Annotated in this window: 23 protein-coding genes; 20 read left to right on the top strand and 3 right to left on the bottom strand. The window is 62.7% G+C overall.

Going from position 1 to position 23622, the window contains the following annotated elements; all coding sequences use genetic code 11:
- Positions 1-2 precede the first annotated feature (2 nt).
- Positions 3-935, top strand: coding sequence for a manganese-dependent inorganic pyrophosphatase (locus tag H7C19_RS18910; protein WP_185670608.1), 933 nt, complete (start codon positions 3-5; stop codon positions 933-935).
- A gap of 243 nt (positions 936-1178) precedes the next feature.
- Here the strand turns inward: H7C19_RS18910 and H7C19_RS18905 are convergent, their stop codons facing one another.
- Complete coding sequence (locus H7C19_RS18905; protein WP_185670607.1) at positions 1179-2183, bottom strand: LLM class flavin-dependent oxidoreductase; 1005 nt, start codon at positions 2181-2183, stop codon at positions 1179-1181.
- A 501-nt stretch (positions 2184-2684) separates the two neighbouring features.
- Between H7C19_RS18905 and H7C19_RS18900 the strand changes: the two genes are divergently transcribed.
- The 9 genes from H7C19_RS18900 (at position 2685) to H7C19_RS18865 (ending at position 12748) form a co-directional block, all read left to right on the top strand.
- On the top strand, positions 2685-3233 hold the full coding sequence (locus H7C19_RS18900) for a GNAT family N-acetyltransferase (RefSeq protein ID WP_185670606.1): 549 nt from the start codon (positions 2685-2687) through the stop codon (positions 3231-3233).
- An 82-nt stretch (positions 3234-3315) separates the two neighbouring features.
- Positions 3316-4383 carry a M42 family metallopeptidase gene (locus H7C19_RS18895; protein WP_185670605.1) on the top strand — a complete coding sequence of 356 codons (1068 nt, stop codon included), beginning with the start codon at positions 3316-3318 and terminating at the stop codon, positions 4381-4383.
- A 228-nt stretch (positions 4384-4611) separates the two neighbouring features.
- Positions 4612-4794, top strand: a complete 183-nt coding sequence (locus H7C19_RS34880; RefSeq protein ID WP_246469601.1) for a hypothetical protein — start codon at positions 4612-4614, stop codon at positions 4792-4794.
- Between the two features lie 45 nt (positions 4795-4839).
- A complete protein-coding gene (locus H7C19_RS18890) occupies positions 4840-5334 on the top strand; it encodes an amidohydrolase family protein (RefSeq protein ID WP_246469600.1) in 495 nt (164 codons plus the stop codon).
- A 112-nt stretch (positions 5335-5446) separates the two neighbouring features.
- Entirely contained in the window at positions 5447-7372 is a 1926-nt protein-coding gene (locus tag H7C19_RS18885) for an LTA synthase family protein (protein ID WP_185670721.1), read from the top strand.
- A gap of 221 nt (positions 7373-7593) precedes the next feature.
- A complete protein-coding gene (locus H7C19_RS18880) occupies positions 7594-8751 on the top strand; it encodes a type III polyketide synthase (RefSeq protein WP_185670604.1) in 1158 nt (385 codons plus the stop codon).
- Positions 8744-9505, top strand: a complete 762-nt coding sequence (locus H7C19_RS18875) for a methyltransferase domain-containing protein (RefSeq protein WP_185670603.1) — start codon at positions 8744-8746, stop codon at positions 9503-9505. Before H7C19_RS18880 ends, H7C19_RS18875 begins: the two co-directional genes overlap by 8 nt.
- Positions 9489-10637 (top strand): NAD(P)/FAD-dependent oxidoreductase, encoded by a 1149-nt coding sequence (locus tag H7C19_RS18870; RefSeq protein ID WP_185670602.1) that lies wholly within the window; start codon positions 9489-9491, stop codon positions 10635-10637. Before H7C19_RS18875 ends, H7C19_RS18870 begins: the two co-directional genes overlap by 17 nt.
- Positions 10634-12748, top strand: a complete 2115-nt coding sequence (locus H7C19_RS18865; protein WP_185670601.1) for an MMPL family transporter — start codon at positions 10634-10636, stop codon at positions 12746-12748. The genes H7C19_RS18870 and H7C19_RS18865 overlap by 4 nt, the downstream gene beginning before the upstream one ends.
- A 3-nt stretch (positions 12749-12751) precedes the next feature.
- Here the strand turns inward: H7C19_RS18865 and H7C19_RS18860 are convergent, their stop codons facing one another.
- Positions 12752-13399 (bottom strand): metal-dependent hydrolase, encoded by a 648-nt coding sequence (locus H7C19_RS18860; RefSeq protein WP_185670600.1) that lies wholly within the window; start codon positions 13397-13399, stop codon positions 12752-12754.
- A 151-nt stretch (positions 13400-13550) separates the two neighbouring features.
- Here H7C19_RS18860 and H7C19_RS18855 point away from each other — a divergent pair, with 151 nt between their 5' ends.
- The 8 genes from H7C19_RS18855 to H7C19_RS18820 all read left to right on the top strand — a co-directional run bounded on the left by H7C19_RS18855 (position 13551) and on the right by H7C19_RS18820 (position 20286).
- On the top strand, positions 13551-13814 hold the full coding sequence (locus H7C19_RS18855; RefSeq protein WP_185670599.1) for a YqkE family protein: 264 nt from the start codon (positions 13551-13553) through the stop codon (positions 13812-13814).
- A 14-nt stretch (positions 13815-13828) separates the two neighbouring features.
- Positions 13829-14335: a metallophosphoesterase family protein gene (locus tag H7C19_RS18850; RefSeq protein WP_185670598.1), complete on the top strand. Its 507-nt coding sequence runs from the start codon at positions 13829-13831 to the stop codon at positions 14333-14335.
- Positions 14336-14437: 102 nt separating this feature from the next.
- Positions 14438-15049, top strand: coding sequence for a TVP38/TMEM64 family protein (locus H7C19_RS18845; protein WP_185670597.1), 612 nt, complete (start codon positions 14438-14440; stop codon positions 15047-15049).
- Between the two features lie 57 nt (positions 15050-15106).
- A complete protein-coding gene (locus tag H7C19_RS18840; RefSeq protein ID WP_185670596.1) occupies positions 15107-15991 on the top strand; it encodes a radical SAM/SPASM domain-containing protein in 885 nt (294 codons plus the stop codon).
- A gap of 96 nt (positions 15992-16087) precedes the next feature.
- Entirely contained in the window at positions 16088-16780 is a 693-nt protein-coding gene (locus H7C19_RS18835) for a GntR family transcriptional regulator (RefSeq protein WP_185670595.1), read from the top strand.
- 199 nt (positions 16781-16979) lie between these two features.
- Complete coding sequence (locus tag H7C19_RS18830) at positions 16980-18341, top strand: GntP family permease (RefSeq protein ID WP_185670594.1); 1362 nt, start codon at positions 16980-16982, stop codon at positions 18339-18341.
- Positions 18342-18365: 24 nt separating this feature from the next.
- Positions 18366-19904 carry a gluconokinase gene (gene gntK, locus H7C19_RS18825; RefSeq protein ID WP_185670593.1) on the top strand — a complete coding sequence of 513 codons (1539 nt, stop codon included), beginning with the start codon at positions 18366-18368 and terminating at the stop codon, positions 19902-19904.
- A 25-nt stretch (positions 19905-19929) separates the two neighbouring features.
- Positions 19930-20286: an antibiotic biosynthesis monooxygenase gene (locus H7C19_RS18820; RefSeq protein WP_185670592.1), complete on the top strand. Its 357-nt coding sequence runs from the start codon at positions 19930-19932 to the stop codon at positions 20284-20286.
- 82 nt (positions 20287-20368) lie between these two features.
- Here the strand turns inward: H7C19_RS18820 and H7C19_RS18815 are convergent, their stop codons facing one another.
- Positions 20369-21265, bottom strand: coding sequence for an AraC family transcriptional regulator (locus H7C19_RS18815; RefSeq protein ID WP_185670591.1), 897 nt, complete (start codon positions 21263-21265; stop codon positions 20369-20371).
- Positions 21266-21440: 175 nt separating this feature from the next.
- Between H7C19_RS18815 and H7C19_RS18810 the strand changes: the two genes are divergently transcribed.
- Together H7C19_RS18810 and H7C19_RS18805 are read left to right on the top strand one after the other, a co-directional pair.
- Entirely contained in the window at positions 21441-22538 is a 1098-nt protein-coding gene (locus H7C19_RS18810) for a glycoside hydrolase family 88/105 protein (protein WP_246469599.1), read from the top strand.
- Positions 22539-22652: 114 nt separating this feature from the next.
- Complete coding sequence (locus H7C19_RS18805) at positions 22653-23621, top strand: ABC transporter permease (RefSeq protein WP_185670590.1); 969 nt, start codon at positions 22653-22655, stop codon at positions 23619-23621.
- Position 23622 lies beyond the last annotated feature (1 nt).

The following is a 23622-nucleotide window of genomic DNA, read 5'->3' as shown; positions in this document are numbered from 1 at the left end:
AGATGGGAAAAGTATTGATCTTCGGGCACAAGAACCCCGACACCGACACGATCTGTTCCGCGATCGCATACGCCGACTTGAAGACGAAGCTCGGCCAAGACGTTGAAGCCGTACGTCTCGGCAACGTGAGCGCCGAGACCCAATTCGCGCTCGACACGTTCAAGGCCGCAGCGCCGCGCCTCGTGGAGACGGTCGCGAACGAGGCGAAGGAAGTCATCCTCGTCGACCACAACGAGCGTCAACAAAGCGCGAGCGATATCGATCAAGTCCGCGTGATCGAAGTCATCGACCATCACCGGATCGCGAACTTCGAGACGAGCGGCCCGCTGTACTACCGCGCTGAACCGGTCGGCTGCACCGCGACGATCCTGAAGAAGCTGTACAAAGAGAACGGCGTCGAGATCGGCAAGGACATCGCCGGCCTGATGCTGTCCGCCATCATCTCCGACTCTCTGCTGTTCAAATCGCCGACCTGCACGCCTGAAGACGTAGCGGCCGCGCGCGAGCTCGCCGAGATCGCCGGCGTGAACGCCGACGCTTACGGTCTCGACATGCTCAAAGCCGGCGCGAACCTGAGCGACAAATCGATCGACGAGCTGGTCTCCCTGGACGCGAAGGAATTCTCGATGGGCAGCGCCAAAGTCGAGATCGCCCAAGTGAACGCCGTCGACGTGAACGACCTGCTGTCCCGCCAAGCGGAGCTCGAAGACAAGCTGAACGGCATCATCGCGAGCAAAGGCCTCGACCTGTTCCTGTTCGTCGTGACGGACATTCTGAACAACGACTCCGTCGGCGTCGCGCTCGGCAAGTCCGCGGCGGTCGTCGAGCAAGCTTACGGCGTGAAGCTGGAAGGCAACAAAGCCGTGCTCAAAGGCGTCGTCTCCCGCAAATCGCAGATCGTACCGATCTTGACGGATACGTTCAATAAACAGTAATCGTCTCTTCCGGACATCGATCGCCGCCCGCTGCCCAGCAGCAGGGCGGCGATCGTCGTCTCCGGGCAATAGCGGGATCGGCGAGCCGTCGTCGATTCGCGAACGGTCCGGATTCGGCATGCCGTGATTACCTCAAGCGGTGCAGGGGGTCGAAAAGAAACGGCTCCGAACGAATTGGCGCGTCAACGGACAAACGAAAAAAAGCGTACGCCCGGCAGCCCGGCCGGCGCGTACGCTTTGTCGTTAGTCTTGCAGGCCGAAGGCTTCGGCCACGAGTTGGTAAGACCGGAGCCTCGCCTCGAAGTCGTGCGTCACGGTGACGATCATAAACTCGTCGATGCCGAGCCGCTCCGACATCTCCTCGAGCTTCGCCTTCACTTGGTCGGGCGTGCCGACGATCCGGCGATGGCTGCCGGCTTGGAGACGCGCGAGATCGTAGTCGGTATACGGATAGGCTTCCGCCGTCTCGACCGAAGGGAAGCGGTCCAGCAGCCGGCCGTTCTCCAGCGACAGGAAGAACAGCTCGGTGCTCGAAGCCAGGCGCTTCGCCTCGGCTTCCGTCTCGGCGCAGACGACGTAGACGGCGGCGAGCAGGTTCGGCGCATCGTTCAGTGCGGAAGGCTTGAAGCGTTCCTTGTAGTGATGGACGGATACTTCGCTGTCGGGCACGCCGAAGAACTGCGCATAGGCGTACGATGCGCCGATCTCGGCAGCGATGACGGCGCTGCCGTAGCTCGAGCCGAGCAACCACAGCTCCGGCACGGTCGGGATGACGGGCGAAGCCGTCAGCCCCGCGAAGCGGTGACCGGAAGGCAGCGCGTCGTTCAAATATCCGATTAAGTCTGCCACCTGCTGCGGATAGTTGTCGATATGCGCGACTTTACCTTCCTGCAGCGCGCGGGTCGAGATTGGCATGCCGCCGGGCGCCCGTCCGAGTCCGACGTCGATCCGGCCGGGGTTCAGCGCTTCGAGCACGCGGAAGTTCTCGGCCACCTTGTATGCGCTGTAGTGGGGGAGCATGATCCCGCCGGAGCCGACTTTGATCCGCTCCGTCTTCGCGGCCAGATGCGCGATCAATACTTCGGGGCTGGAGGAAGCGAGCGCCATCGAAGCATGATGCTCCGCGACCCAATAGCGGTGATAGCCGAGCTTGTCCGCGGCCTGCGCCAGCTTCGTCGTCTCGCCGAGCGCGTCGGCGGCGGTGCGGCCTTCGGCAATCTGCGATTGGTCCAATATACTAAGTCTCATGAACACACCTCTTCATTCCGGCATCTAAATCTACCTGTACTCATCTACAATAGCAAAGGATGCCGGACCGCTCAAATCGGAACCGACCGCACGCGGACGCGTAAACGGCCGGTCCGAAGCGTTTAAGCCTTATCTGTGCGGGATAATCGCACATTTCCGAGCAAGCAGCTCGCTGCATGTCCCTTGAGGATAAAAGCTAAGCCGGACCAGAAGACGATTCGCAGCGGTCCGGCTTCGGCGAGGGCGCCGAAAGCGCCAGGATCATCTGCGGCATGCTGGCTGCCAATCCGCACGGGGCGGAGCCGACGAGGAGCAGCGCGAGACCGGTCAGATACTTCGCGCGCCTGCCCCATAGATCCGCGAGTTTGCCTTAGATCGGCATCGTCGCATAAAAAAATAGACTTTTTGTTGTCGCTGAGATACGATGTAGATGAGATGCGCCCCGCGGAGCTATTAAGCTTCGTTTTTTGTTTTTCGCGGGGGATTGCAGGAGGGAACGCTTTGCGGTTCGAGACCTACGACCGATTGGAAGAGCGCATATGGCCGGAAGCCCGCCGCCTGTATCACCAGGCCTTCCCGGAAGGGCGGAAGCCGGACGGCATCATCGAAGCGATGTTCGCGCGCAAGCTCAGTCTGCTGCATATCGGAGAGACGGACGGCCTGGTGGCGGCGATGGCGATCACCGGCGTCATTCGGCCGGCGAACGCGCTCTTGATCGATTACTTGGCGGTCCGCCCCGACCGGCAGGGCGAAGGGCTCGGCACCGCGTTCGTCGAGGCGATGAAGACCTGGGCGAAGGACGAGCAGGGCCTGGACGGCCTGATCCTCGAGGCGGAGAGCGATCCGACCCCGGCGAACGAACGCCGGATCCGCTTCTGGCGGCGCTGCGGGTTTATCGCCACCGCATACGTTCATCAATATATTTGGGTGCCCGAGCCTTACCGGGCGATGTACCTGCCGTTCGGGGAGGCGCCGAATCTCCCGAGAGACGGCGAGGCGCTGTTCCGGCATATCGGCGCTTTTCACCGCCGGTCGTTCCGCAAGCCGTAACCGGCGGAGCGGATGCCGCGTCCGAATCGCGAGTCCCTATCGATCATTCCATCCGCTGCATAGCGCAAAAGGAGCTTGCCCCATGACCGAACCCATTCGACCGAAGCTGAACCGCGACTATATCTTGAACTTCCTGGAGCGACTGCTGGCCACGCCTAGCCCGAGCGGCTACTGCATGGCGGCCGCGCAGCTCGTGCGCGAGGAAGCCGCCAAGCTGGGCTACGCTTGCGAGACGACGCCCAAGGGCAATGTGATCGTGACCGTCGCGGGGGCCGAGGCTGGCGGCGGGGCGCTGGGATTGTCCGCGCACGTCGATACGTTGGGCGCGATGGTCCGCGCGATCAAGCCGTCCGGCACGATCCGGATGACGCCGATCGGCGGCTACGCGATGCAGACCGTCGAGGGCGAATATTGTCTCGTCCATACGCGGGACGGCCGGACCTACGAAGGCACCGTGCTGTCCACCAAGCCGTCGGTCCACGTCTACCCGGACGCGCGGGAGTGGAAGCGCGACGAGGAGAACATGGAGATCCGCCTCGACGAGGATGTCCGTTCGAAGGCGGACGCCGAAGCGCTCGGCATCGGCGTCGGGGACTTTGTCTCCTGGGATCCGCGTACGCGCCTCTTGCCGAACGGCTGGATCAAGTCCCGCCACCTGGACGACAAGGCGAGCGTCGCCGCGTTATTCGGCCTGTTGGAATGGCTGAAGCGGGAAGGCCGCTCGCCGAAGCGCACCGTGAAGCTGGTCATCTCCACGTACGAGGAAGTCGGGCACGGCGCCTCGTATTTGCCGTCCGACATTACCGAACTGGTCGCCGTCGATATGGGCGCGCTAGGCGACGATCTGTCGGCGACGGAGCGGGACGTCTCGATCTGCGCCAAGGATTCGTCGGGACCTTACGACTATGCCATGACTTCGCGGCTGATCGCGTTGGCGAAGCGCGAACAGATCTCGCATGCGGTCGATATTTATCCGTTCTACGGTTCGGACGCTTCGGCCGCGCTGCGCGGCGGGAGCAACATCCGCGCGGCGCTCATCGGGCCCGGCGTTCACGCTTCGCACGGCATGGAGCGAACGCATGCCGACGCGGTCCTCGGGACGACGGCGCTGCTGTTGGCGTACGTATTGGATGAACAAGTAGACGCATAAGCGGTTGGACGGATCGAGGGCGAATGATTCGATTGTCCTCCTGACGGAATCTAATTCACGAATAAGCGGCAGGCCTCGGGACCGAGGACTGCTGCTTTTTTATGACGACGCTCTGGGCGCTCAAGACCGAACCCGGCATCACGTACCTGCAGGCCGGCTTCTCGTACGAGCGGTTCCGCGAGCAAGTCAGGGAGATCAAGACGCGAAACGCATCTCGACACCGCGCTCGTGGCAGGCGAGCCGGCGTGGAATCGCAGCGGCACGCTGCTCGAAGGCATCCGGCTCTGGCAGTCCCGCAAGCAGCGGCTGACCCGGGAGGACGTGATCGACCGGGCGATGCGGGTGCTGCGCCTGCTGCTGGCGATCGGGACGCTGCACGTGCGGACGCACGCGGACGTCTCCGATCCGTAGCTCACCGCCCTGAGGGCGCTGCTCGAGGTCCGGGAACGGCTGGGCTTGTTGGTTCAGTCGCGGGTGAACGTCGTCGCCTGCCCGCTGATCAACAGCGCCATGCAAGGACGTTACGACGCTTGGCCCAAGGGCCGAGGCATCGCGCGCGTGAAGGACCTCTGGCAGGCGGGGGTGAACGTCAGCGTCGCGCATGACGATATCGCATCGCCGTTCTATCCGCTCGGCTCGGGCAATCTGCTGCAGGCCGCATGGATGAACGCGCATCTCTCGCACATGACGGGCGAAGAAGAGATAGCGGAGAGCCTGCGCATGGTGACGACGCGGGCGGCGGAGACGCTGCGGCTCGGCGAGCGCTACGGCCTCGAGGTCGGCCGGCCGGCAAGCTTCGTTCTCTTCGAGGCGGCGAAGCCGCTGGAGCTGCTCCGCCTGCAGCCGCCGTGCCGCTACGTGTTCAGCCGAGGGCGGATCGTCGCCGAGACGCGGCCGGCGCGCACCGTCGTCGCGATGGACGAAGCGGAGCGCGAGGCGCCGACGGGATAAAGGCCGGGAAGGCGCGCACGGCCCCCGGGATGAACTTGACCGCCGGATCGTGTATACTGGACAACATGAATTTACACTGTCTTTACGAAAGAAGCTGAATACCATGGAACCGATGCGCGCCAGCGGAAACCCGCTGTTCTTCAAGCCGGTCCTGTCTCGCCGCGTACCTTATCTCTATGCTTATGCCGTGCTATTGCTGCTCAAGATGATGCTGCTTCGCCATTTCTTCTTTCAGCAGATCGCCTGGACCCGCCTCGCGGCGGATGCGGCAGCGGTCCTGGTCCTGCTCTGCCTGCTGGAGCTGGCCGTTCCTGCGCGTTGGAGAGGCACTGCCTATTGGACGCTGAATCTGATCGTATCGTTTATCCTATTCTCGTCCACGCTCTACTTCGCCCACTTCAGCTCGGTGCCGACGTACACGGCGCTACTGCAGCTGCATCAAGTGCTGCAGATCAAATCGAGCGTCCAATCGACGCTGGATTACCGCTATTACGCCTACTTCCTCGACCTGGCGGTTATCGTCGTCCTCGCCGTCGCGGCTCGCGTCCGGCACGGCAGCCTGGACCGCATCGCTTCGCGGACGCGCCGCCCGGTCCGTCCCGGGGTGCGCCGATCGGTCGCCGCCCTCGGCATCGTGCTCTGTCTCGGGATCTCGGCCGGCTACATCCGCAGCGGCATCCCGATCGACAACGAGCTTGTCGCCGCGGAGCAGGAGGGGTTCTTGAACTATCAAGTCGCGTCCGCCATCAAGGCCGGCAAGAGCGCGTCGGAGGGCGGCAATCTGGCCGACGCGGAGCAGGAGGCCGCTTCGCTGATGGCGACCTATCCCTACCGCTCCGCCAAGGCGGGGGCGGCGCCCGCTTACTTCGGCCGCGCGGCCGGCAAGAACGTGATCGTCCTGCAGCTGGAGGCGTTCCAGAACTTTCCGCTGCATCTGAACCTGAACGGACAAGCGCTCACGCCCAACCTGAACAAGCTGGCGGACGAAGGGTTCTACTTTCCGAACGTCTACCAGCAGATCGGGCAGGGCAACACGTCCGACGCGGAGTTTATGTCGAACACGTCGATCTACCCGACCGGGAAGATCGCCATGTCGACGGGCTTCGGAGACCGCGAGCTGCCCAGCCTGCCGAGGCTGTTGGAAGGACAAGGCTACGAAGCGATCACGCTTCACGTCAACGACGTCACGTTCTGGGACCGCAATCAGCTGTATCCGGCGATCGGCTTCGACCGTTATTACGACAAGCCGTCGTTCGACAACGACCACTTCAACGACTTCGGCGCGTCGGACGAGGAGCTGTACCGCGTCGGAGCGGAGAAGCTGACGGCGCTCGCGAAGGCGGGCACGCCGTTTTATGCACAGTTCGTCACCGCCTCGAGCCATTTTCCGTTCAAGGTGCCCGAAGGACGCCAGCGCATCGAAGTGCCGGAAGCGATCCGCGGCACCCAGCTCGGCGATTACTTGATCGCGGCGAACTATACGGATTACGCCATCGGCACGCTGATCGACCGCTTGAAAGCGGACGGCCTCTGGGACGACACCGTGATCGTCGTCTACGGCGACCATTACGGCCTGCAGCCGGACGACAACGATCCGGCGAAGGTGAGCGAAGCCCTCGGGATCGACTACGACTCCCGCATCTCGCGCTTTAACATCCCGTTCCTCGTCCACGTGCCGGGCATGGCCCAGGGCAAGCGGATCGAGCAGACCGGCGGACAAGTAGACATGATGCCGACGCTCGCCAATCTGCTCGGCGTGCCGCTGCAGGACGGAGATGCGCCGTTCACCGCCTTCGGCCACGATCTGCTCAATATCGACCGCAACGTGGTGGGCAGCCGCTACTATCTGCCGACCGGCTCGTTCTTCAACGACGACGTTCTGTTCGTGCCGGGCAAAGGCTTCGAAGACGGCACGGCGATCTCGCTGAAGACGCACAAGCCCGTCGCCGACATTTCGCCGTACAAGCAGGATTACGACTATATCATGCAGCTGATGGGCGTGTCGGACCGGTACGTCCGGCTGCTGCCGCGGCGATAAAGCATCTTCCTCTACAACCCCGTTTCTCGGCGTCGACGCCGAGGAGCGGGGTTTTTGCTCGGGCATGGCGGACTTCGCGCAACCCTCACCGTCGCAGCCGGAGCTCCCGTTCCGCCAAATTGTCGGCGTACATGCTACATAAGCGGTGGCCAAGCTACATATTTTGGTAGGAAGACCCGTAAGTAACGGGTCAAGCCTGGAACGTAAAGGGGGAGCCGGTTATGGGACGAGTGGAAGGGGAAATCGCGATCAGGGGCATCGGTACGGCGCTGCCGCCTCATCGGCTGGACCAAGAGGACGTGACCCGCCGGCTGGGAGACGCGCTGGCGGATCGGCCGGATGCGATCCGGTGGGCCCGGCGGATCTTCAAACAGTCCGGCGTCGAGACGCGATATACGTGCGAGCCGAATCTGCTGGAGGCGGCGGGATTGTGCCGGTACGTCGCCGGAGAGGGATCGGAGGTGCCGGCGACCTCCGATCGGATGCGGCTTTACCGGGAAGCCTCCGTGCCGCTCGCCTGGAAGGCCGCGGCCGAAGCGCTTCAAGACGGCGGCGTCGCGCCCTCCGAGGTGACGCACCTGATCGCGGTCAGCTGCACGGGGATGTTCTTGCCCGGCCTGGACGTCCTCTTGACGCAGCAGCTCGGCCTGCGGGCCGACGTGAAGCGCATCCCGCTTACTTTTCTCGGCTGCGCGGCGGGATTAAGCGGCATCCGCCTGGCGCGGGAGTTGTCGCAAGGCGATCCGTCGGCGGTCATCCTGGTCGTCTGCGTCGAGCTCTGCACGCTGCATATCCAGAGCTCGGCCGAACGGGAAGCGCTGTACGCGACCGCCTTTTTCGGGGACGGCGCCTCGGCTTGCCTTGTCGGCCGCGCGACCGGGAACCGCAGGGCGCTGTTCGCCTTGGGCGAAGGAGAGCCTGTCCTGCTGCCAGACAGCAACGGAGAGATGGTGTGGACGGTCGGGGACCGGGGCTTCGACTTGATCTTGTCGCCTCGCATTCCCGCGTTGATCGGCCAATCCGTCCCGCCGCTCCTTCGCCGGAACTATAGCAGCGCCTTGGCGGAGGACGCGCTGTGGGCGATTCATCCGGGCGGCCGGGGGATCGTCGACGCGATTCAGCAGGCGTGCGGCTTGACGGACGCCCAGACCGATGCGAGCCGCGAAGTGCTGCGCAGGTACGGCAACCTGTCGTCGGCTACGATCCTGTTCGTGCTGCAGGAGCTTCGCCACGCCTTGGATCGGGAGGCGGCCGGCCGCAGGGAAGGGATCGCGGTCGCCTTCGGCCCGGGCGTCTGCGCGGAGTTTCTCCCGATCGCGTACTTGCCGCTCGCGCGGCAGGAGGCCGGCGCGTCCGGCAGACGCGAAGCGCATGTTTGACCGGCTGCGCGAGCGGGCGACGGCGCCGGAGCTGATGGACGACCGCGCAGCCGGCGGCGCGGAGCTGCGCGAGGCGCTGCGCCATCTGCGGCGGCTCAATCGCATCTTCGGCGCGGCGGGGCCAACGCTTCATGGGGTGAAGCGGCTGTGGGCGGAGGCGGGGCAGCCCGCGCGGTGGACGCTCCTCGATGTCGGCGCCGGCTCGGGCGACGTCAACCGGCGCTTGCTGCGCTGGGCGGACCGGCGCGGCGTGGAGCTGCGCATCGTGCTGCTCGACGAGACGGCGGAGGCGTGCGACGAGGCGCGCCGCTACTATGGGCGGGAACCGCGCGTCGAGGTGCGGCGCGGCGATCTGTTCGCGCTGCCGCCCGGCGCCGCGGACGTGGTGACCGCGACGCAGGTGCTTCACCATTTCACCGGCGACGACATGCCGGCCGCGGTGTCGGCGATGCTGCGCGCGGCGCGCGTCGGCGTCGTCGTCGGCGACATCCACCGGCATTGGATCGCCTGGTCGGCAGTTTGGCTCGTCACCCGGATCGTCTCCCGCAACCGCTATATTCGCCACGACGGGCCGCTCTCCGTCGCGAAGGGCTTTCGCGGCGCCGATTGGGAGACGCTCGGCCGTCTGCCGTTCGCATCGATTCTCCATTACGATTGGCGGCCGTTGTTCCGCTATGCGGTGACGATCCGGCCGGCCGTGGGCAAGGATAATCAACCGATGAACGGAGCTGGTGATCATGGGCACCCCCTATGACGCGATCATCCTCGGCGCGGGCATCGCCGGCAGCGGCATGGCAGGCGCGCTGGCGGCGCGCGGTTGGCGCACGCTGCTGCTCGATCGCGGCACGTTCCCGAAGCATAAGGCTTGCGGCGAATTTCTGTCGCCGGAGTCCAAGATCAGCCTCGCCTGGCTGGGCTTCGATCCTTCGCTCGGCGTTCTGCGGCCGGCCGTCATCGATCAAGTCCGCTTGATCGCGGCGGGCGGCGCGCGCATGGCGTTCCCGCTGCCCGACTCTGCGCTCGGGCTGAGCCGGTTCGCTCTGGACGAGGCGTTGCGCGCTTCGGCGGCGGACAAAGGCGCGGAGATCCGTTCGGGCGTAACCGTCCACGGGATCAGCCGCGTGCCGGAAGGTTATCTCGTGGAGGCGACGGGCGGCGGAGGCCGGGAGATGCTATGTGGACGCGCGGCGATCGGCGCATGGGGGCGGCAGCGGCGAGTGGAACTGACGGGCGGCCGGCAGGCGGCGGGCGACGCGTGGCAAATCGGGAGAAAAACGCAGCTAGAGGGACTCGAAGCGACGACAGCCGTGGAACTGTATCTGTTCGCCGGCGGTTATGCCGGCGTCGCGCCCGTCGAAGACGGACGCGTGAACGTGGCCGCCGTGCTGAACGCGCGTCTGGCCCGAACGCTGGATCTGCGCGGCAGCGAATGGCTGCGTTCGGTCGCCGCGCTGCACCCCGCCCTGGCGGACAGGCTCTCGGGCGGCCGGCCGGTGCCCGGGACGGACCAGAGCGCATCGCCGGTGCGGCCGACGCGCGAGCCGGTCGCCTGGGGCATCGTGCCGCACGTCGGCGATGCCGCGATCGTCGTGCCGCCGCTGTGCGGGGACGGGATGGCGATGGCGCTGCGGTCGGTCGAGCGCTGCGCGCCGCTCGCGGACGACTACCTGCGCGGCGCCGTGAGCCTCGCGGGCTGGCGGGAAGCGTACGAGCGGGCGCTGCGCCGCGATTTCCGCGCGCCCGCACGTTGGGGCAGCCTGCTCCAGGCCGCGCTGACGCGGCCGCTGGTGTCCTCCGCTCTGCTGCGTCTCGGCGCGCGCGCGCCGGCTGCTGCCGTCCGACTGTTCCAGGCGACCCGACCGAGCGGCGCGATATCGCCGGGATGAGCGGTGCGCTTGCCCGGCTCGCGGTACGCCGCGGACGCGGAATCATCTTCGGCTGGCTGCTGCTGCTGGCCGTCTCCGGCTGGTTTGCCGTCAAGCTCCCCGAAGCGGCCAAGGAGCCCGGCTTATCGGCACCGGGCACCCATGCTCAGGTTCAGCGCGCGTTGGCGGAGCGCTTCGGCATCCCGGCGCGTCCCGTCCTTCTCTTGTTCGAGCGGGAGACGGGCGTCGCGCGCTCGCGCTTCGATGCGTTCATCCGAAGCGCCCTCGCGCGGGTTGAAGCCGCGGGCGGCTTCGGACGGATCGACGCGCCGAACGAGGGGGCGGGGAGAACGTCGGGCCGGTATGCCTATGCGACGCTGTCGTTCGATGCGCCCGGAGCCGATCGCGCGGCGAACATCAGGCGCTTGCGCGCGCTGCTGCCGGTCGGCGAGGGGATCTCCGTCCGCGTGACCGGCGAAGACGCCGTGCAGGCGGACGTGAACGCGACCAGCCAAGCGGATCTCCGGCAGGCGGAGCGGATCGGCCTGCCGATCGCGCTGCTCATCCTCTGGCTCGCCCTGGGCGGTCTCGTCCCCGCGCTCATTCCCATCGCGTCGGGCATGGTCGCGGTCGTCGGCGCGATGGGCGTCCTCTACGCCGTCGGCAGGCATTTGGCGCTGTCGGTGTTCGTGATCGACGTCCTCCCGATGGTCGGGCTCTCGCTCAGCATCGACTTCGCCCTGCTCATGGCGAGCCGCTTCCGATCGGAGCTCCGCCGGCGTCCGATCGAAGAGGCGCTCGCGCGGACGATCGCCTCATCGGGCGGCGCGGTCGCCGCATCGGGTCTCTGCATGCTGTTCGGGCTAATCGGCATTCTGTGGATCCGCATGCCGATCTTCCGCTCGGTCGCGCTCGGCGCGATGATCGCCGTGGCCTTGTCGGTATTGGCCGCGCTGACGCTCGTTCCCGCGCTGCTCGCTTCCATGGGAGACCGGTTCCGGACGCCGGAGGCCGGCACTGGCCCGAAGGGGCACTGGCTGGCCCTCAGCGGCTTCGTGATGAGGCGTCCGGCAGCCGTCGCGTGCGCCGCCGCTGCGCTGTTGGCCGTCTGCATCCTCCCGGCAGCGGGGATGCGGCTGGCAATTCCGACCGCCGCTTCCTTGCCTTCGGAGACGCCTTCCCGGCAGGCTGCGGCCTTGTGGGAGCAGCGCTTCGGGTGGCCGGGCGCGACGCAAGCGTGGCTTCTGGCGGAAAGCCGCGGAACGGCTTTCGGTCCGGAGGACTGGCGGGACGCGCGCGAAGCGGTGCGCCGGCTCGCGGCGAATCCGCACGTGCTCCGGGTGGACACGGCGCTGCAGGGCGATACGGTGACCGCCGGCGCGGTGCGGGACCTTCCGCGGCCGATGTTGGCCCGGTTGGCGGGGATGGAGACGTCGCACTCTTTCAATCAAGGGAATTTGCTGCTGATCTCCGTCATGGTTGGCGGAGAAGCGGGTTCGCGGGAAGCGCAGGAAGGGATACGTTCGCTGGATGCGCAAGTCGGCGGGCTGCGTCTGTATGCAAGCGGGGAAGCCAAGTACCATCAGGAAGTGCTGAGCGAGATCCGGGTTCGGCTTCTGGACGCGCTGTCGTTCATCTTCGCGGCGAACGGGGCGGCGCTCGTCTGGATGTTCCGTTCGCTCGTCGTGCCGCTCAAAGCGATCCTGTTGAACTTCGCCAGCATCGCGGCCTCGTTCGGCTTGACGACATGGCTCTTCGCTTCGGGGCGCCTAGGCGGCGGCGATTCGGATATCGCGGTGATGATTCCGGTATTCGTATTCGGCCTTACGTTCGGCATCAGCATGGATTACGGCGTCTTTCTCTTCGCGCGGATACGCGAGATCTATACGCGGACGGGCGACAACGAGCGGGCGGTGCGGGAAGGGCTGGCGCAGACCGGCCCGGTCATTACCGCCGCGGCGGCGATCATGCTCGCGGTGACGCTGCCGTTCGCCTTCGGCGGCGTGGCGGGCGTCCGGCAGCTCGGCATCGGGATCGCCGCCGCGGTATTCATCGATGCGACGATCGTCCGCCTGCTGCTCGTGCCTGCGCTGATGAAGCTGCTGGGCAGGTGGAATTGGTGGCTGCCCTGACCGTTAGAAGACGCGGAGCTTGATGGATTTGCCGTAGAGCGGGAAGAGCCATTTGACGCCGCTCGGCGTTAACGTATCGGCGACCAGGTGAGAAGCGTAGCCGACGACGGCGGTCATGGCGATGCCGGGAACGCCGAGATAACGCTCCAAACCGAGGCCGATCCAACCCCAGAGTGCGGTCGCCCAGATCGTATGGGTCATGCCGCGGTGAGCCAGCCACGGCGCCCAAGCGACGTAAATTCCGAAGCCGACGAGCCAATCGAGCTGATCGCGGAAGCCGGCATACAGCAGGCCGCCGCCGCAAAGGCTGACGAGGGCGTTGCGGATCGCGCCGTTCCCCGCGACGAGCATGAGGAGAAAGACCGGGACGGCGAAGAGGACGAGCTTCGGGTCCGCCTGCTTCCCGGCGATGAGCAGATAGGCGGCGACCGCCATGGCCAGCGCGCTCAGTCCGAGCGCGCCGCGGCGAATGAGGCGGGACAGCTTGCCCAGCTTGGCGCTGAGCAGATTGTTGCCGTCCAGATCGGGGCTGAGCGCGGAGAAACCGGCGACGGTCACGTAATAGGCGGCGTGTTTGAGATCGAACGGATAATAGCAGGCGGCAGCGGCGCCGATGACGACGCCGATCGCCAGATGTGTCGAACCTTTCATGCGGTTTCCTCCGATGACTGACGGGATAGCGGATAGGCGAACATTTGTTTGACTATTATAGCGCCCATTTCAGCCATTGCACAATCTCTTTTTTTCTAGATTGGTGAAGGCCGCCTCGCATCGGCTATAATGTTCATCGAGGTGATTCATCATGGCGAAGAGAAAAACGAACCCGCGGACCCCGACGCCTGCCGCGAAAGACGACAAGCCGGCGACGCTCAAGGATTTGCTCGACGGCGATACGCTAAGCAAGCTTAAAGCCCGCGCGGATGCGCTCAAAGTAGACGCGCAGAAGGAAGCCGAAGCGCGTCGCGCTCAGGAGGAAGCGGCGCGTAAGGCCGAGCAGAAACGGTTGGAGAACGACTTCGGGCACTTGCTCGACAACAGCGGCATGGACTGGCGGAAATATAAATAACGGAGGCGGGAGTTATGAAGCTCGTCGTGGTCGCGGATACGCATATGCCGAGAATGGCGAAGACGCTGCCGCCCCGTCTGGTCGCGGAACTCCGGACGGCGGACGCCATCCTGCACGCGGGAGACTGGACGGATCCCGGCGTAGCCGATCTTTTCTCGGCGTACGCGCCGTTGGAAGGCGTCGCCGGCAACAATGACGGACCGAAGATCGCGCAGCGGTTCGGCTACCGCAAAGTGCTGCATTACGGGAGCCGTCGCATCGGACTGGTTCACGGTCACGGCGACGGCGGCCGGGGTCACACCGAGACGCGCGCCATGGAGGCCTTTCAGGACACGCAAGTGGACGGCATCGTTTTCGGCCATTCGCACATTCCCTTGCTGAAGACCAAAAACGGAATTCTGCTGTTCAACCCCGGATCGCCCACGGACAAACGGCGCCAGCCCCGCTATTCGTTCGGCATCCTCACGCTCGGTCCGGAAGGGCTCCGGGCCCGGCACGTCTTCTATGACGCCAAAAGTTAGCCAGTCTTTAGCCTTTGCATCGCAAGACCGGTTCGTGGTAAGGTTAGTTTACATGGTACGACGATTCGTCGTAGGGTTGGCCGGGGATGGAGTGATTGCCGCGTGGGGGATATCATTAATCATGCGATCGACTGGCTCCTGGAGACGACGCAGCTGGAAGGCTTTTATCTGCTGCTCCTCACCATTCCGCTCGCGATCGTTCAGGGCTTTTTCGGCTTCTTTCCGTTCTCGACGCTGATCTTCCTGCAGATCTCTGCGCTCGGACTCGTCAACGGCCTGATTACGAGCTGGCTGATCGGCATTATCGCTTCGATCGTCGTTTATTATTGCTGCAAATTTCTGTTCGCGGACTGGTTCAACCGGAAGATGTCGAGGAACGTGGGCCGCTATGAGAAGTGGCAGAAGTACTTTCAGAACTATGGCGTCTGGTCGATCATTTTTCTGCGGACGCTGCCCATCATGCCGAACAACGTGATTTCGTTTATGGCTTCCATCTCGTCGATCAAGTCGTCCGCTTATTTCGTCTCGACGCTGGTCGGCAATTTGTCGCACATCTGGCTCTTCGGAATCATCAGTTCATCGATCCTGCTGCCCGATACCGATCTCCGGACACTGACCGTAAGCTATATCGCCTTCTGCTCGGCCATGGTCGTCCTGTTTGCGATCGAGCAGTGGAGACGTCGGCAAGCCCGTCAATCCGGACGCAGTCTCTGATGATCATTCTCCGATTCGCGTAATCGAGTCGGAATGACGGAAATGGAGCGTTACCCTTTGAAGCGATTCAAGAAATTTTATATCGAGATTACGAGCGTATGCAATCTGGCCTGCAGCTTCTGTCCGCCGACTGAGCGCAAGGCCAATTTTATTAAGATCGAGGACTTCAGCCACACGCTCGATCAGGTGAAGCCCTATACCGACCATATCTATCTCCACGTCAAGGGGGAGCCGCTGCTGCATCCGAAGCTCGACCAGTTGCTCGATATCAGCGCCGAGAAAGGCTTCAAGGTCAACCTGACGACGAACGGCACCCTGCTGCGCAAGGCGGGGCCGAAGCTGCTGGGCAAGCCGGCGCTGCGTCAGATCAACTTCTCCCTGCACAGCTTCGACGGTCACGAAGGGTCCAAGGACAAGGAAGGATACGTGTCGGGCGTTCTTGCTTTCGCGCGGGAGGCTGTCCGGCAGAGCGGGATTATCATCTCGCTTCGCCTCTGGAACCTGGATGAGAATAACGCGACCAACCAGGAGCGCAATCGCAACCGGGAGATTCTGTCGATGCTCGAACGGGAGTTCGGGCTCGAGCGGCCGATCGAAGACACCTTCGCGCGCGGGCGCGGCTTGAAGCTCGCCGACCGCATCTACCTCAATCAGGAGCATGAGTTCAAGTGGCCGGATCTGAAGGCGGAGGAGGACGAAGGGAAAGGCTTCTGCCATGGGCTGCGCAACCAAGCGGGCGTGCTCTCGGACGGCACGGTCATTCCTTGCTGCTTGGACGGCGAAGGCGTCATCAACTTGGGCAATATTCATCAGAAGCCGTTCGCCGAGATCATCGAAGGCGAGCGCGCGACGCGAATGTACGACGGATTCTCCCGCAGGGAAGTCGTCGAAGAGCTGTGCAAGAAGTGCGGCTACCGCCAAAGATTCGGAGCTTCCGGCTAATTCGGGGGCTCCGGTAGACAGATCGCATCTGCCGTAGTATATTACTTTAGAGTTGTCGACAAGTATACCGATAGCGGACGGAAGGACGTGCGAGCGATGGCAACGGCGACGAATCATTTTCCCGCAGCATGGCTCAAGAGTGCGGGCTTGGGCGAGACGATCGCTTGCGAGCTGCGGCTGGCCATCGTGAACGGGAGCATCCCGCACGGAGAGAAGCTGTCCGAGAATCGGATCGCCGCCGACTTCGGGACGAGCCGTTCCCCCGTTAGAGAAGCTTTGAAAACGCTGTCTAACGAAGGGCTCATCCGGTTGGAGCGCATGGGCGCGATCGTGTTGGGCATGGGCGCACGCGAGATTCAAGAGCTCTACGACGTGCGATATACGATCGAGAGCTTCGTGCAGGAGCGAATGGCGGAACGCGATACCGGCGCCCTTATCCGTTTGCTGGAGCAGATCATCGACAAGATGGAGCTGGCGGCCAAACATCGCGATATCGTGGAATTTTCCTATCGGGATTTCTCTTTCCACGAAGCGATCATCGCCGAAGCCAAGCACAATCGGATGATGCAGCTGTGGAAAAGCATTCGCCAGCTCGTCATGACGGTCATGCTCCTCACGACCGAAGAGGTATTCGCCCAAGGCGAATCCAAGGTCGCCGCCGTCATCGGCAAGCACCGGACGATCGTCGCCGCCTTGCGATCCAACGATTCCGCGCAGATTCAACAAGGGGTGCGCGAGTACTTTGCCGATTCGTACGTGACGCTTCGGAACAGCCTGCCCGAAGACTGAGCGCTGGGGAAGTTCGTCCAAACTGCGATGCATACTGCTGCACAAGTTCGCTCAACTTTAAGCTGCACACGCTTGCTTAGCTTGTAAGCAAGCTGTACCTCGATTAACTTGTCGACAAGTATACAATATTAACTTTGGCCGGTTAGGGTCACACTATGCCCAGCCATACATGAGAAGCTTTTCCATCAGGAGGGACATCATGAGCACGATTTTTGGTTTAAGCCATACGGCAACGCTGATGTTGTGGACGGTCGTCTCGATCGCATTCCTCATCGTGTTGATCTCGAAGTTCAAATGGAATCCGTTCGTCACGCTGCTGCTTGCCAGCATCATGCTCGGGCTGCTCGCCGGCATGGCGCCGGAAGACACGATCAAGTCCATCACCAAAGGGCTGGGCGGGACGCTCGGCACGATCGCGATCGTCATCGGTCTCGGGACGATGCTAGGCAAGATGATGGCCGAGTCCGGCGGGGCCGAGCGGATCGCGACGACGCTAATCGACCGATTCGGGGAGAAACGCGTCCACTGGGCGATGATGATCGTCGGCTTTCTCGTCGGGATTCCGGTCTTCTTCGAGGTGGGGGTCATTCTGTTGATTCCCATCGTCTTCATCGTGGCGCGCAAGACGAAGATGCCGATGCTGCAGATCGGCATTCCGATCCTGGCCGGTCTGTCTACGGTGCACGGCCTCGTGCCGCCGCATCCGGCGCCGATGATCGCCATCGACGCCTATCAAGCGAATCTGGGCAAGACGATTCTGTGGTCGCTCGTGATCGGACTGCCGACGGCCATCATCGCAGGTCCGCTTTTCGGCAAATGGATCGGCAAACGCATCGCGGTCGAGCCTTCCGCCGAACTGATGGAACAGTTCGCGGTCAAAGAAGAGCGAAAGCTGCCGGGGTTCGGCATCACGTTGTTCACGATCCTGCTGCCTGTTATTCTAATGTTGATCGGTTCGATCGCGACGATCGTCGATCCGGACGCGGCGAGCGGTTTCACGCGCTTTGCCGAATTTATCGGCCACGAGATTATCGCTTTGCTCATCTCGGTCGTGTTTGCTTTGTTCTCGTTAGGCTACGCCAGAGGCTTCACCAAAGACGAGCTATCCAAGTTCACGTCGGAATGCCTCGCTCCGATCGCGACCATCGTGCTTATCATCGGCGGAGGCGGCGCGTTCAAGCAAGTGCTGATCGACAGCGGCGTCGGTCAGGCGATCGCCGATGTCGCGACGAGCGCCCACGTCAACATTATTTTGTTCGCTTGGTTCGTCGCCGCGTTGATCCGCGTCGCGACCGGCTCCGCGACCGTCGCGATGACGACGTCGGCGGGGATCGTCGCACCGGTGCTGGCGCAGACGGTGGGAGCCAATGTGGAGCTGGTCGTTCTTGCGACCGGCGCGGGCTCGCTCGTGCTGTCGCACGTGAACGACGCCGGTTTTTGGATGGTCAAGGAATTTTTCAACATGACGGTCCCGCAGACGCTGAAGACGTGGACGGTCATGGAGACGCTGCTGTCCGTCATCGGTCTCGTCTTCATCTTCATCGCAAGTATGTTTGTTTAAGCTAAAGGTAGGTGTCGCATTTCCATGGATTACATGATTGGCATCGATATCGGCACGACCAGCACCAAAGCCGTCCTTTTCGAGGAGAGCGGCGTAGTCGTGGCTGTCGCGAACGAGGAATATCCGCTCTTTACCCCTACGCCATCCGTCGCCGAGCAGGATCCGGAACAGATTTTCGCGGCCGTCCTTGCCGCCGTGAAGCGCGTCGTGCGCCAGGGAGAGATTCCTCCCGAACGGATCCTGTTCGTATCCTGCAGCTCGGCGATGCACAGCGTCATCCCGGTGGATGCCGACGGCAAAGCGCTCATGAACAGCCTCACCTGGGCGGATAACCGCAGCGCGGACATCGCCAAGCGGCTGAGGCGGGATCCGGCAGGGCAAGCGGTCTATTCGCGGACCGGCACGCCGATCCATCCGATGTCCCCCTTGACCAAGCTGATGTGGTTGCATGAGGAAAAGCCCGAGCTCTGCGAGAAGGCGGCTAAGTTCGTCTCGATCAAGGAATATGTGTTGGCGAAGCTGTTCGGCACGTTCGTCGTCGATCATTCGATCGCTTCCTGCACGGGTCTCTTGAACTTGAACGCCCTGGAGTGGGACGAAGAAGCGCTGCGAATGGCCGGCGTCGCCAGAGAGAAGCTCTCCGAGCTCGTGCCGACCACCTATCGGCTCACCGGATTGAAAGCGGCGTATGCGCAGGAGATGGAACTCCTGCCCTCGACGCCTTTCGTCGTCGGCGCCAGCGACGGCGTCTTGTCGAACCTGGGCGTCGACGCGATCGATCCGGGTATCGTCGCCGTCACGATCGGCACGAGCGGAGCGATCCGCACGGTGATCGACAAGCCGGTCACGGACCCGAAGGGGCGCTATTTCTGCTACGCGCTCACCGAGCGGCATTGGGTCATCGGCGGCCCGGTCAACAACGGAGGCGTCATTTTCCGCTGGGTCCGAGATGAATTCGCCGCTCCCGAAGTCGAGACCGCCAAACGCCTGGGCATTAGCGCGTACGACGTGCTGACCAGGATCGCGGAGCGGGTGCGTCCGGGAGCGGAGGGGCTTCTGTTCCATCCGTATCTGACGGGGGAACGAGCGCCGCTTTGGAATCCGGACGCGAGGGGCTCCTTCTTCGGCCTGACGCTCCATCACCGCAAGGAGCATATGATTCGCGCTGTGCTCGAAGGCGTCATCTATAATTTATATACGGTATTGCTTGCCATGCAGGAGACGATCGGCGTGCCTCGTACGATTAAAGCCACGGGAGGATTCGCCCGATCGCCGCTATGGCGCCAAATGATGGCCGATATCTTCAATCAGAACGTCGTCGTGCCGGAGAGCATCGAGAGCTCCTGTCTCGGCGCCGCCGTGCTCGGTCTTTACGCTTACGGCAAGGCCGATTCGCTCTCGGCCGTGTCCCGCATGGTCGGGACGACCCACGAGCATGCCCCCGAACCGGAAGCGGCCGCGGTCTATCGGGAGTTACTGCCGATCTTCGTGCGGATCGCCCGCAAGATGGAAGAAGAATACGAGAGCCTTGCGAAATTTCAGGAGAAGTTGTTTAATCAGTAAGAGATTAGACAAGGAGGCGATAGGCATGATCGTGGCAACGAACACGATTAAGATCCAATCGGGTCATGTGGACGCGGTTGCGGAACGGTTCAAGAATCCCAAAGGCGTGCATCAGGCGCCGGGCTTCGTTCGTATGGAGCTGCTGAAGTCGCAGGAGGAAGGCTATGACGAGTTGAAAGTATGCACCACCTGGGAGTCACGCGAAGCGTTCGACGCCTGGGTGAACAGCGACGCTTTCAAGCAAGCGCACGCCCGTCCTTCGGGCGCGCAAGGCGGCGCTCATCCGGGCAGCGCCGGCCAGCCTGGCGGCACTGCGCCGCAAGGCTCGAGCGTCATGCTCGGCGCGAAGCTCAGCGTGCATGAGGTCCTCTTTTCTCTGTAATCGGCGCTCAACGTTTTATGGCACGGAACCGAATCTGCTCCGATGCGCTTTGCGCACGGAGCAGATTTTTTTTGCGGCCCGGTCACCTTGAACGATGTCGCATCCGGTATTGCCTTGGGGTTACGCCGCAGTGCCGCTTGAACATGTGGTGAAAATGCGATTCGTCGCCGAATCCGCATTGCTCTGCGATCAGCGTAACGGATAGGTCGACTCGTCGCAGCAGCAATTCTTTCGCTTTTTCCATTCGGTAATGAATGAGGAACTGTCGGATCGAATAACCTGTCGCTTCCTTGAACCGGATAAACAGTTGGGAACGCGACAGGTGGAACCTCTCGCACAGCGTTTCCGCCTCGATCGGTTCCCGGTAATGGTCCGCGATATATCGCAGTGCTCGTTGAACGACCGGGATCGCGGACGCATCGCCCTCCGTTTCGGGCTTCGCCGACAGACTGCCGCGCGCGAGCGATACGAACAAACGGATCAGCCATTGCCGCGCGGACATTCCGAAAAAGGCGCCGCGGTCGCGCAGCTCGCCTTCGATGGCGGTCAGCGCGGTTTCCGCCTCGGCGAGCAGGGACGGCGGCAAATGCCATTGCGATGAAGGCGCGCCCGGTATAACCACGCAAGACAAACATTCCGCGAACTGCGGCACGTTCGACGCCAGTTCGTCCATATAGGCTTCGCCGACCGCAAGCACGTAACGCTCGAGCGGATCGCGGGCGGGCATCTTCGGAACGTGCAGAGTGCGCGGACGGATGACCGTCAGGGTGCCGGCTTCCAGCGGGTAGACGATGTCGCCTACCCAATAGGAACCCGAGCCTTGCAGACAGAAGTAGAATTCGTATCCGTCGTGCGCGTGCATTTTTTGCCCGGGAAGCGTGATCCTCCGCGAACAAAGCAGAGGATAATCCCGTAGTATCCGGTTGGTGCTGTCATCGATCGCGAATGACGCGTGATCGGCTGAACGGCTTGCAGGCATGCCGGCTATCCTCCTACGCCATCGTTTTATCCTATCGTAACGTCTGACGACGCTATCGTAAAGAAGTTCGGTAGGACGTTTCCCCGGTTTTTTCAAGAGGAATCCCCATCTTTTGTTGGTTCGTATCGATTATAGTGGAGTCGTTCAAACAGAGTGTCGGGGAGGATGAATGAGAATGGGGATGGATGTACGGGATAAGGCGTCAAACGTGTATGCGTATATGAAGAGAGACCATTCGGGCCGTTGGGGACTCGATCTGAACGTGTGGGATTGGGCTCCGGGCGTCGGCGTCGCGGCGATCGCGGACTACGGCGCGAAGTCCAAGCGGCATGACGTGCTTGAATTCCTAGTCGATTGGGAGAAGAAAAACCGAGAGAAGTCGGAGTCGGCGAAAACGATCAACGCAATCGCGCCTTTCGCGATCTACGCCGATCTGCACCGGCTAACGGAGGATCCCTATTACGCGGACGTGTCGGTCCGCATCGCCGAATGGCTGCTGCGGGAGGCGCCGCGGACGCGGGAACGGGCGTTCGAGCACACGGTGACGGAAGATGCCGCGTTTCCCGAACAGGTCTGGGCGGACACCGTGTTCATGGCGGTGCTGTTTCTGGCCCGGACGGCAAAGCTGACCGGCAACGAGACTTACGCCGCCGAAGCGATCGATCAAACGCTCCTCCATCTGAGGCTGCTGCAGGATGAAGATACGAGCGTCTTGTTCCACGGTTGGAACTGCATCGCCGGCCATCATATGTCGGCGGCGCGCTGGACGCGGGCGAACGCCTGGATCGCGGTAGGCGTGCCTGAGATCGCGGCAGAGATCCGCGGGCTGACGGCGGTTCCGGCAGAGCTGTCCGAACGGTATGCGCGGATGATGGAAGGGCTGGTCCGCTGCCAAAACGACGACGGGTTATGGAGCACCGTTTTGGACCGTCCGGACTTTTATCGCGAGACGTCCGGAAGCGCAGGCATCGCATGCGGGATCATGCGCGGCATTCGCGAGCAACTGTTGGACGCCGCCATGCAGACAGCCGCCGACTGCGCCCTGCATGCCGTACTCGGCCTCATCGCTGAAGACGGCGAAGTGCTCGGCGTCTCGAGCGGGACGCCCGTGCTGGCATCGGTCGAAGCGTACGTTCGCGTTCCGTGCCATCCGACGCAGTACGGCCAAGGACTGACGCTTATGCTTCTGAGCAGCTGTTTGGAATCGAAGACGGAGGGCGCCATGCAAAAAAAGAGGGCCGCCGAAATAAAGAATGCCGCTCGCAACGAATAAAGGTGTGGATTCCAAAAAAATGAAGATAGGGTTTCCCAACGGCGTCTGATACCTTCAAGAAGTCGGCGCAACGCCGATCATCATGAAGACGACGATACCGAAAGGAGGGAGACTATGGCTTTGCCGGCCGATCCGCTCGCAGGCGTCGCCCCGTCCAAGGCCGAGGCTGCGGTTTGCAAGCCGCATAAGCGGAGAAGTTGGGGCAGGGACAAGTATTTGTATCTGATGCTCGTCCCGGTTGCGCTCTATTTTGCCATTTTCAAATACGCGCCGTTGTTCGGCGAAGTCATGGCATTCAAGAACTACCGGCTTTCCGAGGGAATATGGGGCAGTCCATGGGTAGGTCTCGACCAGTTCCGGAAGCTGTTCACGAGCCTCGACTTCCCGGAGATTCTCAGAAATACGCTGCTCCTGAACGTGTACGGCTTGGCGTTCGCTTTTCCGGTGCCGATCGTTCTCGCTTTGATGCTGAACGAGCTTCGGTCGGAGCGTTACAAGAGGATCCTCCAAAACCTGTTGTACATTCCGCATTTCATGTCGTGGATCGTGCTCGGGAGCATCGTCATCGCACTGCTGTCGCCCAGTACCGGCGTGGTTAACGCGGTTCTGAAGCTGCTGGGCATCGAACCGGTCTACTTCATGGCCAGCACGATCTGGTGGCCGGTCGTGTTCATCGGTTCGAGCATCTGGCGAGAAGCGGGATTCGGCACGATCCTGTATCTCGCCGCGATGGCGTCGGTCAATCCCCAGCTGTACGAGGCGGCCGCGATCGACGGTGCGGGAAAGTGGAGGCAAATCTGGCACGTGACGCTGCCGGGCATCCGCGGCACGGTCGCGATCCTGCTCGTCCTGCATATGGGACGCATGATGGACGTCGGCTTCGAGCAAGTATACGCGCTCCAAAACTCCGCCGTCGGAAGCGTTTCCGAAGTCATCAGCACATACGTATACGACAGGGGGATCGTCGGGCTTCAATACAGCTATACGACCGCGCTCGGCCTGTTTCAGTCGGTCGTGTCCCTGTTGCTCGTGGTGGCGGTCAACCGGCTGATCCGGGCCATGGGAGAACGGGGGTTATGGTAAG

This window comes from Cohnella nanjingensis (assembly GCF_014212125.1).
GTDB lineage: Bacteria > Bacillota > Bacilli > Paenibacillales > Paenibacillaceae > Cohnella > Cohnella nanjingensis.
The sequence above is the reverse complement of the archived record's forward strand: the minus strand, read 5'-3'. Positions and strand labels throughout refer to the sequence as shown.

What these genes read in the sequence shown, in the direction of transcription:
- H7C19_RS18880 (WP_185670604.1), top strand. Translation starts at nt 7,594, where the DNA reads ATGGGACGAGTGGAAGGGGAAATCGCGATCAGGGGCATCGGTACGGCG.
- H7C19_RS18910 (WP_185670608.1), top strand. Translation starts at nt 3, where the DNA reads ATGGGAAAAGTATTGATCTTCGGGCACAAGAACCCCGACACCGACACG.
- H7C19_RS18870 (WP_185670602.1), top strand. Translation starts at nt 9,489, where the DNA reads ATGGGCACCCCCTATGACGCGATCATCCTCGGCGCGGGCATCGCCGGC.
- H7C19_RS18855 (WP_185670599.1), top strand. Translation starts at nt 13,551, where the DNA reads ATGGCGAAGAGAAAAACGAACCCGCGGACCCCGACGCCTGCCGCGAAA.
- H7C19_RS18810 (WP_246469599.1), top strand. Translation starts at nt 21,441, where the DNA reads ATGGGGATGGATGTACGGGATAAGGCGTCAAACGTGTATGCGTATATG.
- gntK (WP_185670593.1), top strand. Translation starts at nt 18,366, where the DNA reads ATGGATTACATGATTGGCATCGATATCGGCACGACCAGCACCAAAGCC.
- H7C19_RS18865 (WP_185670601.1), top strand. Translation starts at nt 10,634, where the DNA reads ATGAGCGGTGCGCTTGCCCGGCTCGCGGTACGCCGCGGACGCGGAATC.
- H7C19_RS18815 (WP_185670591.1), bottom strand. Translation starts at nt 21,265, where the DNA reads ATGCCTGCAAGCCGTTCAGCCGATCACGCGTCATTCGCGATCGATGAC.
- H7C19_RS18835 (WP_185670595.1), top strand. Translation starts at nt 16,088, where the DNA reads ATGGCAACGGCGACGAATCATTTTCCCGCAGCATGGCTCAAGAGTGCG.
- H7C19_RS18830 (WP_185670594.1), top strand. Translation starts at nt 16,980, where the DNA reads ATGAGCACGATTTTTGGTTTAAGCCATACGGCAACGCTGATGTTGTGG.
- H7C19_RS18905 (WP_185670607.1), bottom strand. Translation starts at nt 2,183, where the DNA reads ATGAGACTTAGTATATTGGACCAATCGCAGATTGCCGAAGGCCGCACC.
- H7C19_RS18885 (WP_185670721.1), top strand. Translation starts at nt 5,447, where the DNA reads ATGCGCGCCAGCGGAAACCCGCTGTTCTTCAAGCCGGTCCTGTCTCGC.
- H7C19_RS18875 (WP_185670603.1), top strand. Translation starts at nt 8,744, where the DNA reads ATGTTTGACCGGCTGCGCGAGCGGGCGACGGCGCCGGAGCTGATGGAC.
- H7C19_RS18895 (WP_185670605.1), top strand. Translation starts at nt 3,316, where the DNA reads ATGACCGAACCCATTCGACCGAAGCTGAACCGCGACTATATCTTGAAC.
- H7C19_RS18860 (WP_185670600.1), bottom strand. Translation starts at nt 13,399, where the DNA reads ATGAAAGGTTCGACACATCTGGCGATCGGCGTCGTCATCGGCGCCGCT.
- H7C19_RS18805 (WP_185670590.1), top strand. Translation starts at nt 22,653, where the DNA reads ATGGCTTTGCCGGCCGATCCGCTCGCAGGCGTCGCCCCGTCCAAGGCC.
- H7C19_RS18820 (WP_185670592.1), top strand. Translation starts at nt 19,930, where the DNA reads ATGATCGTGGCAACGAACACGATTAAGATCCAATCGGGTCATGTGGAC.
- H7C19_RS18850 (WP_185670598.1), top strand. Translation starts at nt 13,829, where the DNA reads ATGAAGCTCGTCGTGGTCGCGGATACGCATATGCCGAGAATGGCGAAG.